General features: G+C 42.9%; 11 protein-coding genes. 9 read left to right on the forward strand and 2 right to left on the reverse strand.

All coding sequences use genetic code 11. The annotated features are described in order from the left end of the window. Position 1: 1 nt before the first annotated feature. Positions 2 to 1780 carry a serine hydrolase domain-containing protein gene (locus tag RP262_RS08540; RefSeq protein WP_311154860.1) on the forward strand — a complete coding sequence of 593 codons (1779 nt, stop codon included), beginning with the start codon at positions 2 to 4 and terminating at the stop codon, positions 1778 to 1780. Between the two features lie 58 nt (positions 1781 to 1838). On the opposite strand, the gene RP262_RS08545 is transcribed toward RP262_RS08540, so the two are convergent. Both RP262_RS08545 and RP262_RS08550 read right to left on the reverse strand, forming a co-directional pair. After that, positions 1839 to 2579 carry an amino acid ABC transporter ATP-binding protein gene (locus tag RP262_RS08545; protein WP_223311559.1) on the reverse strand — a complete coding sequence of 247 codons (741 nt, stop codon included), beginning with the start codon at positions 2577 to 2579 and terminating at the stop codon, positions 1839 to 1841. Next, positions 2579 to 4747 carry an ABC transporter substrate-binding protein/permease gene (locus RP262_RS08550; protein WP_311154861.1) on the reverse strand — a complete coding sequence of 723 codons (2169 nt, stop codon included), beginning with the start codon at positions 4745 to 4747 and terminating at the stop codon, positions 2579 to 2581. Before RP262_RS08550 ends, RP262_RS08545 begins: the two co-directional genes overlap by 1 nt. Positions 4748 to 4942: 195 nt before the next feature. Here RP262_RS08550 and RP262_RS08555 point away from each other — a divergent pair, with 195 nt between their 5' ends. The 8 genes from RP262_RS08555 to RP262_RS08590 form a co-directional block, all read left to right on the forward strand. Continuing rightward, positions 4943 to 5875: a type II CAAX endopeptidase family protein gene (locus RP262_RS08555; RefSeq protein ID WP_311154862.1), complete on the forward strand. Its 933-nt coding sequence runs from the start codon at positions 4943 to 4945 to the stop codon at positions 5873 to 5875. Between the two features lie 86 nt (positions 5876 to 5961). After that, positions 5962 to 6255, forward strand: coding sequence for a TIGR04197 family type VII secretion effector (locus tag RP262_RS08560; protein ID WP_223311556.1), 294 nt, complete (start codon positions 5962 to 5964; stop codon positions 6253 to 6255). Next, positions 6248 to 6493 (forward strand): hypothetical protein, encoded by a 246-nt coding sequence (locus tag RP262_RS08565; RefSeq protein ID WP_311154863.1) that lies wholly within the window; start codon positions 6248 to 6250, stop codon positions 6491 to 6493. Before RP262_RS08560 ends, RP262_RS08565 begins: the two co-directional genes overlap by 8 nt. Positions 6494 to 6595: 102 nt before the next feature. Continuing rightward, positions 6596 to 8488, forward strand: a complete 1893-nt coding sequence (locus tag RP262_RS08570; RefSeq protein WP_311154864.1) for a DUF3114 domain-containing protein — start codon at positions 6596 to 6598, stop codon at positions 8486 to 8488. Next, positions 8445 to 9059, forward strand: a complete 615-nt coding sequence (locus RP262_RS08575; RefSeq protein ID WP_311154865.1) for a hypothetical protein — start codon at positions 8445 to 8447, stop codon at positions 9057 to 9059. The genes RP262_RS08570 and RP262_RS08575 overlap by 44 nt, the downstream gene beginning before the upstream one ends. A 167-nt stretch (positions 9060 to 9226) precedes the next feature. Next, positions 9227 to 10174: a type II CAAX endopeptidase family protein gene (locus RP262_RS08580; protein ID WP_311154866.1), complete on the forward strand. Its 948-nt coding sequence runs from the start codon at positions 9227 to 9229 to the stop codon at positions 10172 to 10174. Between the two features lie 161 nt (positions 10175 to 10335). Next, entirely contained in the window at positions 10336 to 12324 is a 1989-nt protein-coding gene (gene uvrB / locus RP262_RS08585; RefSeq protein WP_311154867.1) for an excinuclease ABC subunit UvrB, read from the forward strand. Between the two features lie 9 nt (positions 12325 to 12333). Further along, the coding region (locus RP262_RS08590) for a GNAT family N-acetyltransferase (protein WP_311154868.1) at positions 12334 to 12772 on the forward strand (439 nt) is incomplete at its 3' end.

Here is a 12772-nt window from a genome sequence, read left to right on the forward strand (position 1 = left end):
CATGAAAAAAACATTTATTTTCACACTTCTAACTATTTTAACATTGGGTCTTTTTCGTCCAGCCACTGCGCTAGCTGAAGAGCGGAAGTTGCCGTCTGGTACGGATCGAGACAAAATTGGTCAAAAAATCCAAGACTATGTCAAAGAGCACGAAAAGACAACAGCTGGTATGGCAACGGCTGTCTTTGACAAGGATGGTACCATTTATCAAGGAAATTTTGGCTATATGAACAAAGAAAAGGGAATCAAAGCCGATGATGACAGCGTCTTTGAATGGGGATCCGTGACTAAGCTGACCGTCTGGGTCTCTGTTATGCAGCTCTGGGAGCAAGGTAAGATTGACTTAGAAGAAGATATTCGCGCCTATCTGCCAAAGGGCTTTCTTAGAAATCTCCGCTATGACAAGCCTATTACTATGCTGGATTTGATGAACCATCAGTCTGGATTTGACGAAGCCCCTCTCTATATGCAAGGGGGCAAGAGTTTAGAGGATTTGCTGCTCCAATATCAGCCGGATCAGTCCTTTGAGCCGGGAACAACGACAGCTTATTCCAACTACAGTACTGGATTGGCGGCCTACATTGTGGAACGAATTTCTGGGCAATCCTTTGTTGATTATGTTCATGAACATATCTTCCAGCCTCTGGGCATGGAGAGAACGGCCATAGCGCAAGACTTGTCTGACAATGCTTATGTCCAAGCCAAGCGCAAGGAAGTAAAAGGATATGCGACAGATGGCAGCCTCTTAGGCGATGCTCTTTATGAAGTTGGCTTGTATCCAGTCGGTCGCGCAACAGGAACATTGAGTGATTTTCAAAAATTTGCTCAGGCCCTGCTGAGTCGTAAAACTCTCTTTACTCGGTCGGAGACTTGGGACAAACTTTACACCGGCACTTCCTATTATCCTGATACAGACATCGTTCGTAATGCTCATGGCTTCTGGGCCAGTAAATTTGGCGTTACAGTGCTAGGGCACGGAGGGAATACAAATGGTTTTTCCAGCTATCTCCTGCTGGATCTGAAGGATGGTATCGGCCAAGTGATCATGACCAATCAAGGTGTGGAAGAAATTTATAATGATGGCATGCCAGAATTGATTTTCGGAAAACGTCCGACAGCCAGTGCAGAGACTCAGAAAAAGTTCGAACCAGGCTATTATCAAATTCTTCGGAATTTCAACCAAGGTCCGCTTTCTTTGTATCAGCTCTTTCCAGGTAATTTGCTTCATATGAAGAAGCCGTCTTCGGAGCGAATGGATCGTTCGTTTTGGACTATTTATAAAAGTGGAAATGGCAAAACGCGAATCGCTACTATGGTCAGTGATTTTGAGAAAGTCCCTGACTGGGAAATCTGGACTAAGTTTGGGTTGAACGCTCTGGCTTGTCTTAGTGTCGTTTATGCTTTGGGTAATCTACTTGTTCGGCTTGTGCTAGTCCTTTATCGACTGGTCTTTGGCAAAGAAAAAAGCAAGCAAAATCTAGCTTGGAAATGGTGGCACATCTTGACAGCTGCAGGAGTAGTGGCCTCAGCTGGCAATTTACTCTTGCTCCTGCTTAGCTCAAGTGCTACGGATCTCAGTATCATTGCTCAGTGGCGTTACGTAGTCTTTGCTGGTCTGGGATTGTTCTTAGCAGGCTGTGCAGTTTTTCCGCTCTTTAGCAAAGCGAAAAAGGGATTTGGAAAAGGCCGCCTCTTCTTGACAGTTCTGACTAGTCTATCTGCACTCGCTATCGTAGCCAATATTCTCTACTGGTCGCTTTACCAGTGGTGGATGATGTAGTTTAAAAATTTTTGAAACAAGAAAAGAGCCGGCATATAAGCTGGCTCTTCGTTTGGTTTTATACATTCAGCACCTTGTCCAAGAAGTCTTTAAGACGTGGATGCTGTGGATTGTCAAAGATTTGGTCAGGCTTGCCGTCTTCTAGGAATTCACCATCAGCAGTAAAGATAACGCGGTTGGCTACTTGACGGGCAAAGCCCATCTCATGGGTCACAATCAGCATGGTCATACCTTGCTGGGCCAGATCCTTCATAACGTTGAGAACGTCGCCGACCATTTCAGGGTCAAGAGCAGAAGTAGGCTCATCAAAGAGCATGATGTCTGGATTCATAGCCAGACCGCGAGCGATAGCTACCCGTTGCTTTTGACCGCCGGATAGACTATCAGGACTGGCATCAGCCTTATCAGCCAAGCCGACCTTTTCTAAGAGTTCCATCCCTATCTTTTCTGCTTCGGCTTGGGTCAAGCGCTTGTGCTCAACAGGAGCAAAGGTGATATTTTCCAGAACGGTCATGTGCGGGAAGAGGTTGAAGTGCTGGAAGACCATACCGATATTTTCACGGACCAGATCCACATCAGTCTTTTTGTCGGTCAGATCAAAGCCATCAACCGTGATGGTTCCGCTGGTCACTTCCTCTAGCAGGTTGAGACTGCGCAGGAAGGTTGACTTACCAGATCCAGAAGGGCCGATGATACAGACCACATCTCCCTCGTAGAATTTAGCAGTAATCCCTTTTAGGACTTCGTTTTCCCCGTAATATTTATGAAGATCGTTCACATCGATTTTTAATTTTGCCATTACTTAATCCTCTTTTCTAAGCGTTTTGCCAAGCGGGTCAAGAGCGTGATAATGATGAGATAGAGCACAGCTAGGATAGCATACATCCGGAAACTCTGATAGTTGCGGGCGATGATGTCCTTACCCGTTTTGAAGAGCTCGGCCAGTCCAATAGCTGAGACAATCGTTGTATCCTTGAGTGCGATGACAAACTGATTGACAAAGTTTGGCAGCATAATCTTGGTTGCCTGTGGCAGGATAATCTTCCGCATGGTCTTGGAGTAGGAAATCCCCAAGCTGCGGCTGGCTTCCATCTGTCCAACGGGAACGGCCTGGATACCCCCGCGGACAATTTCAGCGATATAGGCGCCGGCATTGAGAGAGAGGGCGATGGTGCCTGCAACGAAAGCGTTGATTGGGCTTTGTTGACCAGTCATGGATTCGATTAGGTTAGGAATACCCCAGAAGATAAAGGCTGCCACAATCATCAGTGGAATACCACGAATGACATCGACAAAGATTTCTGCAATCCAGCGCAGCGGTTTATAAGGGCTGACGCTGAACATACCAAAGATAATCCCGATGACCATAGCAATCGCAAATGAAATCAGAGCCAAGGCAATCGTCACTCCCAGACCTTTAAGAAGTTCTTGGTAATTATTTTGCAGCAAGCCCCAAATAGTGGACTCATCTACAGTTGATTCCTTTTCCTCACTAGCCAGATACTTGTCTAAAATCTCTTGGTATTTGCCACTTTCTTTGAGGTTGGCCAGCCCATTGTTAAACATCTCAATCAGCTCGGGATTGCTGCCTTTTTTGACTGCGAAAGCGACTTTACCGCTTGGTGTACCTTCAATAGGTGTTTTAAGCTTCTTGCCTTGTTTGATAGCATATTTGACAACGGGCTCATCATCCATCACAGCTGCGACGGAGCCAGTATTAAGGCTGTCATACATGGAAGCTGCATCCGAGAAAGTTTTGATAGAGTAGCCATACTTGCTCTTGTTTTCTTCAAGGAAAGTCTGAGAAGCGGTACCAGTTTTGACACCGACGGTTTTGCCCTTGAGTTCCTCGTAGGACTTGATATTGCTGCTGTCCTTGACTGCCAAGATAGAGTTGGCAGTATAGTAAGGATCGGAATAGTCAAAAGTTTTCTTGCGGGCATCGGTGACAGACATGCCGGCGATAATTCCATCAGCCTGACCGGTCTGAACGCTATTGATAGCTGCATCAAAGCCAGGGTTGGTTACTTCCACAGTAAAGCCTTGGTCTTTGGCAATAGCCTTAATCAGCTCCATGTCAATACCAGTATATTGGTTGCTGTCATCTTGGAAGACAAAAGGAGCAAAAGATGAGTCGCTGGCAATGATGTATTTGTCTTTTGTCGGAGTAGCTTTTTGACCGGCAGGAGTAGAAGTCTCTGGAACGGCCGAGTCAGAGCTGCCTTTAGAAGCAGTCCATTTATTTATGATTTCTTCTAGGCTGCCATCTTCCTTCATCTGGGCCAAAGCTTCGTTAAACTCAGTAACTAGGTGCTCGTGCTTGCTGCCTTTTTTGACACCGAAAGCAAAGCTTCCGACAGCCTCACCCTTCATAGAAATTTTCAGGTTTTGGCCTTGATTGATGGCGTACTCAATGACAGGCTGATCATCCATCACTGCATCGACATCACCAGCAGAAAGGCTATTATACATCAAGTCACCTGTGTCAAAGGTTTTGAGAGTGAAGCCGTACTTATCCTTGTTCTTATCAAGGAAACGTTGGGCAGCTGTACCGGTTTTGACACCGACTTTCTTCCCTTTCAGCTGTTCATATTTGCTGATGGTGTTTGCCTTGGTCGTCGCGATAACGACCTTGGTGTCGTAGTAGGTATCAGACATGGTAAAGACTTTTTCACGCTCGCTTGTCTTGGTCATACCAGCCATGATAGCGTCCGCTTGGCCAGCTTGGACGGCATTGACAGCTGCATCGAAGCCCGGGAAGCTCATGTCGATGTCCCAGCCTTTGATTTCTGCGACCTTGTTGATGATATCAACGTCAATCCCCTTGTAAGTCTGATCAGAATCTTTAAATTCAAATGGTGCGTAAGCAGTATCGGATACTATTTTGATCGTATCTGCCTGGGCTGTCGTCCCTAACGCAAAAAATGGAAATAATGTTAGCAAGACTGCTAAGAATTTTTTCTTCATTTTCTTCCTCCTTTTTAGCATTCTAGCATTATAGCAGAAAATCACTGATTAGGCAAATTTCTCCTGTTTATATGTTAGGTTTTCTAACATATAAACATCTCTGTTTTTGTAAGTTGAGCCGCAACTTTTCTTTGTTCTTAAAGCAAAGTCTGCTATACTGGAAATGAATGAAAGCAAGGATAGAATGAGGTTCTTATGAAAACATCACGCATCTTGGACGGGGTCAATCAAGCTCGCTTTGTCCCTCCTTATATTTTGTCTCTTTTGCTGGCAGTTGTTTTCGTGCAAGGAGGAGAGCAGTTGGCCTATCTGGCTTTGGAGCCGATTTCGGCTGTACTTAGTCTTATGCTAGGTTTCTTAGGTCAAGGCGGATTCTTTGAAATTTTCTTCAATTTTGCCCTGCCTTTTCTCTTGTTCGGCTTTGTATTTATGATACTGGCTCTCTTTCTTTGGGTGCGCTGGGCTGAAGGACGACCGCTCGCGACTCTGGGTTTTGTTAAAAAAGGAAGCTTGGTGGAGCTAGTCAAAGGATTGGCGGTAGGTTTTCTCCTCTTTAGTCTAGTCGCTCTGCTTGTGCTGTTGATCGGAGCTGGCTCTTTCGAATGGGGACAGCTGACGATGGGGCCTTTCCTCTATATCTTGATTTTGCTTCCGCTTTGGATGATTCAGGGCGGGGCAGAAGAGCTAGTGACACGTGCTTGGCTGCTGCCAGTTGCTGTCAAACAGACCAATCTCCCCATCGGTTTACTGACTTCGAGCCTGCTCTTTGCACTCTTGCACCTAGGCAATCCAGATATTGGCGTTCTTCCCATTCTTAACATTGCCTTATTTGGCCTCTTTGCAAGTCTCTATCTGCTTCGGACGGACAATGTCTGGGGGATTATAGGACTTCATGCCGCTTGGAACTTTACTCAAGGAAATATCTATGGTTTCAGCGTTAGTGGTACTGGTGTTGATGCAGCAGTATTGAACTTTATTCCTAAGATGGATTCGAGCTGGCTGACTGGTGGAGCTTTCGGCGCTGAAGCTTCTGTTTTCAGCTCGCTCATTCTCTTGATGGCTGTCCTCTATTTGCTTCTAAAGATGACAAAAGACGGTAGTTTGACAGGGTTAGTGGGGAAGGTGTAGAAACAGTGTTAAAATAAAGAGCAGTTTTATTTTGCCTAATAATATGCTAGAATTGGGTTATAAAAGTAAATTTGAGGGAAGAGTCAATGAAAGAAATTAAAAGCGATATTTTGATCGTTCAACAATTAGCGTCAGCTATGAAGAATGGAGGAGATGCCCTAGCTAGTGTTTCAAATGCTTCTAAGGATGAAAAGACTAAACTTTTGGGAAATGATTCTGCGCATCATGCAATAGATCTTTCTCAAAGTAAAGCCAAGGATATTTCGTTGGCCATTCAATCAGCTTGCACTAATATTAAAAGTGTGGCTGAGCAATTTCAAGCAGTTGATGAGGATAGTGTTGGAAGGTTTCGTTTAATTGAAGGACAGAATCGTGAATAAAGAGAAGAGACTTGATGAACTGAGAGAAAAGGAAGCGGGCTTGTTTTTGCAGGAGGAAAGACTGCTGCGGGAAAAAAGATTGTTGGAGAACCAAAAAGAAAATTTCGATTGGTATCGTTCAGAAGCGCAAACTCAACTTTGGGATTCATTCGAGTCTTATCCCTCTTCCAGAATTTTTTTGAACAGTTATATTCAGAAGCGTTTCATGAATCGAATATTGTTTCTGAGAGTTTTTTAGATGATTTGGATGAGATTAACCTTCAAAAGCGTAAGCTAGAAGATGATTTGAATGACATTTATCATGAACGTATCAGAATCAATCAAACGGAGGATAAAGTAGATGGGAATTGAAGTTTATTGCGGAAGTTTAGATTCGCAAGTTGAGAGTACTACAGCTATGACTAAAAGCCAGTTGGATAGCTATAAAGAATTAGGAAATTCTCTCGAACAAGTGGAAAATTCGGTCTCGGACTTATCTGGTAAAGCTTATGATTCCTTTAGAGCTTTTATTACCAGTGTCATTATTCCATTAAAAGAAACAGGAGTAGCATTGGCTGAAGCAACTCAGGCAGATGTTAAATCTCTTCCAAAGGAGTATCGTGCACAAGTTGCAGATGAGGATTTACAAGAGGATAAGCTAATAGAGGATATTCAGCATTATGACCAGCTTATTGCAGCCAATCAAGCTTCAATAGATACCATTGCAGCGAGCAAGTCAACTAGTTCGGGAAGTTTTCAGCGTTTACAGGGACTGCAGAAACTTGGAGATACCTATTCTGCAGCTCGAGATAAACTTCAAGAAAAATTAGATAAACTCAGAGCTTTTAATGCTAGTTCTCCTGAAATATTTGGAGATATTGACGCTTTGGCGCAAGCAATTGATACTGGTGTGGGGCAGCTAGCCAGCTCTTGGGATGCTAATACAGGGACCTATAGTATTCCTGCAGATTTATCGTGGACGACCGTAGCGGGAGAACTAAAAGCAAATCGTGATTTTGCTAAGAAATATCAGATTGAGCGACCACAAAATCTTTCATGGAAGGAATACAATTCTTATATCACGGGACTGCGCCAACAGGCTGAAGAGTTGAAGAAAGTTGATGGCTGGGATGATGCGGCTGTAAAGAATTATATCAATCAGGTTAAATCAAGCACAGCAAAACTTCAGACAGGCCAAGAGTTCTACAATAAACGTGACGAACTATATGCTCAAACAAAGGAAGTAGGATCTGACGTCTACACAGGCATGTATGCAGCAAGTAAGATGAGTTCCAGAGAAAAATTAGAATTAGTTCTCAAACATTTAGGAGCTGAAGTAGATGAACATAATTTCATGCATTTAACCAGTGCTACTCATAAATTTTCTGATAAAATGTCACCTCATGGAGACTTTTTGATGTATTTTAGAAAAGATGTAATTTTGACTTTTAAGGATAAATCGCTTAAGGAAGATAAATCTGGCTTAGGTCAACAAATTCACCTGTTCCGCTATTATCTTGATCGTCAAGCAATTTATTATATTCGAAATAACTATGAGGGTGCTAGTGATTATGAAAAGCTTTTGGCGTACGGTGAAGAGCAAGGGCTTACTTTTGATTATACTACGGGAGCTAACTATCATAATCGTTATGATAAAGATACAGATGTTTTCAGACGTCCTTACAATATGAAAGTTCAAGTTCCTCAAGAAAGCACTGTTAATCCAAAAAAAGGTTTCAATAATGCTCGAATGGTTGAATTTATTGTGAATCTCGAAACAGGAGAATTTGAGACACAGTGGGATGCCTATGATCAGCATAAGCTACCTAATGGTAGATATGATTCCAATCCAGAACATTATACTCATGATGAATTGCATGAAATTGCTAATACAGAGTCCTTTAACTACGGTCCGTCAAAAGGGAATAATGACGCAGTCACTGGAATTTATGCTGACCAACATAATAGATTGGATGTTACACAGCCAGCAGACTCTGAACTCAGGCAAAAAGCTAAGAGTATCTTCAAATCTGAAGAAGATTTGGACAAAAAGGGCGGTCAGTATGCAGATATTGTAAAAGGAGGAGGACATAAAGATTATGAAGCTTGGCAAGAAAGAACAAAGGGTATGTCCGAAAAAGAGAAAGTGGCAGAGTATAATAAATATAAAGAGTATGCTAGTGGTATCAAGCCTAGTAATCGTGGTTATTATGGTTACAGTCGTAGCAAACAATATCAAAAAGACCACAAGTGATGTATATTCAATCTTAATGAATAAAAGATTTGTTTTTGTTAAAAGCATGTCAGATATTGAGGCAAACAATGATTTTGGAACAGGATTTGATTTAAAAAATAAAGAGTTTTACTATTCTCATGGAGCTGCGATTAAAGACAATAAACTGTTTGGGGGGAGTAGTAAATATGAAGCTAAGGAATATTATGAAAGAGCGTTAAATAATGAAATATCCTCAATTCTTCTTAATTTAAATGTTAGACCTGATGAAATAAAAAAATCAAACTATCAAATTACCCGCTCACCTGAATCACTAGTGAATAAATCTTTATTAAAAGAAAAACATCCACCCGAATTTGAGTTACAATATATCTACAGGGAAGAAGATCAGTTTTCAAAGGTGCGTATCACATACAACAAAGATTTTCTGCCAACCAAGATAGAATGGTATTACAAAGGTGCGGATGGGCTTAAATGGTATACTTGGCGGACTTATTCTTATCCCTTCAAGAATAAGGCGGAATTTGATAAACGGTTAGACGAAGAAATAGTAAACATTGAAGAGATTAGTAGAGAAAACGAAGGGGACTGATAGATTTTTCTAATTTATTATTTAGTAATATAGCGTCAATAGGTGAGGAAGTGAGAAGGTCTAGAGTATTGAAGTTGATAAGACAACTAAAATAGTTCAGACATCCTCTTTTGCTCATCCTCAAATAATATGCTATAATAAATTAAAATGAGGAAAGGAATAATTATATGTTTAAATCTCGTATGTTGGATGCTATCAAGCAATCGCGTTATATTCCGCCGATTTGGTTGGCTATCTTGATTGCTATTGGTTTTGTTTATGTAGGTCGTTTTGCTGGAATGTTCGGAATGTTTCCGATTGGGCTTGTTATTGGTATTTTGTTCCGTGCGACAAACCCCGCTGGAGGCCAAGCAGCACTTATGGAATTTCTCCGTCACTATAGTCTATTTTTTGAACTATTTACTTTCTTTTTTATCGCTCTTACTGTCTTTCTCTGGGTTCGATATCGTGAGAAGCGTACTTTTTCTAGTCTAGGACTCTATAAACAAGACTGGTTCAAAAATCTCCTCAAAGGCTTCCTTATCGGAGCGGTTCAGTTTTCACTGGTTGTTGTCTTGCTCTTGGTAACGGGGACAGGCAGTCTGAAATTAGGTCAGGTGAACTTGCAAGATTTTATTTTCGTCCTAGCTATCATTCCTTTCTGGATTCTCCAAGGTGGGACAGAAGAGTTAGTGACGCGTGGTTGGCTCTTTCCAGCAGTTAGCGCTAAGTCAAATATCTTCATTGGTATCTTGATTTCCAGTGCTCTATTTGGGGCTCTGCACCTCTTTAACCCTGGTGTGACCGTTCTTTCTATTGTCAATATCATACTTGACGGTATCTTTGCTTGTTTCCTTATGCTCAAGTATGACAATATGTGGGTACTGGCTGGTATGCATGGCGCTTGGAATTTTGTGCAAGGAAATATCTATGGTATTCAGGTCAGTGGTCAAGGAGCATCTACCTCAATTTTGAACTATAGCTCACAATCTTCTGTGGATTTGCTATCCGGTGGGGCTTTTGGTGCTGAAGGATCTATTTTTGCCAGTATCGTCCTGATTGGCTGCATTGCCTATCTTTACTGGTCACTAAAGAAAGAAAATCGCCTGCCTCAGGCGCTGATCTTTAAGAAATAAGCATTTCGCCCAGTTGAGCTGGGCCTTTTTTATGTCTTTTAACGAGAGGTGTGACAAGGGATATAAGATGGTAGAAGTATGAGCTTCTTAGTTATACCCGAATTCAGAGAAAATAGGGCAAATATGGTAAAATAATAGAAGCACAATTTAAGGAATAAAAGATGATTAACAGAATAACAGATAATAAATTTGAATTGGTTTCCAAGTATGAGCCTTCGGGTGATCAACCTCAGGCTATCGAGCAATTAGTGGATAATATTGAGGGAGGCGAGAAGGCCCAGATTCTCATGGGGGCGACTGGTACTGGTAAGACCTATACCATGAGTCAGGTTATCGCTCAGGTCAACAAGCCGACTCTGGTTATCGCCCATAATAAAACGCTGGCCGGCCAGCTTTATGGTGAGTTCAAGGAGTTTTTCCCCAATAACGCGGTGGAATACTTCGTTTCCTACTATGATTACTACCAGCCTGAGGCCTATGTGCCTTCCAGCGATACATATATTGAAAAGGATAGCTCGGTCAATGACGAGATTGACAAGCTCCGTCACTCAGCGACATCTGCTCTCTTGGAGCGCAATGACGTGATTGTCGTGGCTTCGGTCTCGTGTATCTATGGTCTAGGTTCGCCTAAGGAATACTCCGATAGTGTGGTTAGCCTACGTCCTGGACTAGAGATTTCTCGTGACAAGCTGCTTAATGATTTGGTAGATATCCAGTTTGAGCGCAATGACATTGACTTTCAGCGGGGGAAATTCCGCGTTCGAGGCGATGTGGTAGAGATTTTTCCAGCTTCTCGTGATGAACATGCCTTTCGGGTAGAGTTTTTCGGAGATGAGATTGACCGAATTCGTGAGGTTGAAGCCTTGACAGGCCGAGTTTTGGGTGAGGTGGATCATTTGGCTATCTTCCCAGCCACTCACTTCGTAACCAATGAAGACCACATGGAAGTAGCTATCGCCAAGATTCAGGCGGAGCTGGAGGAGCAGCTGGCTATCTTTGAGAAGGAAGGCAAACTTCTGGAAGCTCAGCGCTTGAAGCAACGCACGGAGTACGATATCGAAATGCTGCGTGAAATGGGTTATACGAATGGCGTTGAGAACTATTCTCGCCATATGGATGGTCGGAGCGAAGGAGAACCGCCTTATACCCTTCTTGACTTTTTCCCTGATGATTTCTTGATTATGATTGATGAGAGTCACATGACCATGGGACAGATTCGGGGGATGTACAATGGTGACCGCTCTCGTAAGGAGATGCTGGTTAATTATGGTTTCCGCCTGCCGTCTGCCTTGGACAACCGTCCGCTGCGCCGGGAGGAGTTTGAGAGCCATGTTCACCAGATTGTCTATGTATCGGCTACGCCGGGTGACTATGAAAATGAACAGACGGATACGGTTATTGAGCAGATTATCCGGCCGACAGGGCTTCTGGATCCTGAAGTGGAAGTCCGTCCAACCATGGGACAAATTGATGACCTCTTGGGTGAAATCAATGCCCGTGTTGAAAAGAACGAACGTACCTTTATCACAACCCTGACCAAGAAGATGGCGGAAGATTTGACGGACTACTTCAAGGAAATGGGTGTCAAGGTCAAGTACATGCACTCAGACATCAAGACCTTGGAGCGAACCGAGATTATCCGTGATTTGCGCTTGGGTGTCTTTGACGTTCTGGTTGGGATTAACCTGCTGCGCGAGGGAATCGATGTTCCCGAGGTTAGTCTGGTGGCAATTCTTGATGCAGACAAGGAAGGTTTTCTCCGTAACGAGCGTGGCCTAATCCAAACCATTGGCCGGGCAGCCCGCAACAGCGAGGGGCATGTGATTATGTATGCGGACACTATGACCCAGTCCATGCAGCGCGCTATTGATGAAACTGCCCGCCGTCGGGCAATCCAGATGGCATATAATGAAGATCATGGTATTGTACCGCAGACCATCAAGAAAGAAATCCGCGACCTGATCAGTGTAACCAAGGCTGCCCTGCCAGACAAGGAAGAAACTGTCGAAATTGAAAGCCTCAATAAGCAAGAGCGCAAGGACATGATCAAGAAACTGGAAGGACAGATGCAAGAAGCTGCCGGACTTCTCGACTTCGAGCTGGCCGCGCAGATTCGCGATATGATTCTGGAAATAAAAGCGATGGATTGAGGGATAAATATGATCTGTTTAAGAAAACTAGCGGAAGAAGATTTAATGCCTTTGTGGGAGATCGCTTATTCGCATCCCAACCCAATTTGGAAACAGTACGACGCTCCTTACTTTGATGATTATCAGTTTTTTCCAAATTTTGAAGAGTTTAAACTACAAAAATCAGAATATTTTCTAAATGACTCGAATCGTTTAGGAATTTTTGTAGATTGCAAATTAGTTGGAACTGTTTCACGTTATTGGGAATGCCAGCAAACAAGATGGATGGAATTGGGAATTAGTATCTATGAGAGTGAATACTGGAATGCTGGCATAGGAAGAAATGCTATGTTGCAGTGGATAGATAGGACCTTCCAGGATTATTTAGAACTAGAGCATTTGGGTTTGACGACATGGTCAGGAAATTTTGGTATGATGAAATTGGCTGAAAAATTAAGAATGAAAAAAG

Source organism: uncultured Streptococcus sp. (assembly GCF_963456385.1).
GTDB lineage: Bacteria > Bacillota > Bacilli > Lactobacillales > Streptococcaceae > Streptococcus.